This window comes from Paenibacillus xylanilyticus (genome assembly GCF_013359935.1).
In the GTDB taxonomy this organism is placed as follows: domain Bacteria; phylum Bacillota; class Bacilli; order Paenibacillales; family Paenibacillaceae; genus Paenibacillus; species Paenibacillus xylanilyticus.
Genome location: NZ_JABMCB010000006.1, coordinates 1 through 312, shown reverse-complemented (window position 1 = coordinate 312; position 312 = coordinate 1). Strand labels below are relative to the sequence as shown.

Here is a 312-nt window from a genome sequence, read left to right as displayed (position 1 = left end):
CGCGTCATAGGGGAGAACGGGCAGGAGGTAACCAGTTCTGTCCATATTCGCATGCCTGGAAAGGTTCCAGTGGGATATGGGGATGAAGTGACTTTCAAGGAGCCGAACGGCAACGAGAAAACCAAGAAAATCATCTCTTACAAGGTTCCACGTAACCTGGAAGGGGAATTCATGATGACGGTGATTCACCTATGAGTATGGAAATCAATGCGAGCGCGTTTCTGAAGCAGCTGGATTTGCTGAATGAACGTGCGGTGGCAGCGGCTGAACGTGGCGTGAAAAAGGCAGCTGAGGAATTAGGGAATGAGTCGG

The 312-nt window shown here is 50.6% G+C and carries 1 protein-coding gene; it reads left to right on the top strand.

From position 1 onward, the window contains the following. Positions 1-195: hypothetical protein (locus HP552_RS00030; RefSeq protein WP_175393798.1), on the top strand; the 195-nt coding region annotated here is incomplete at its 5' end. Positions 196-312: the final 117 nt, after the last annotated feature.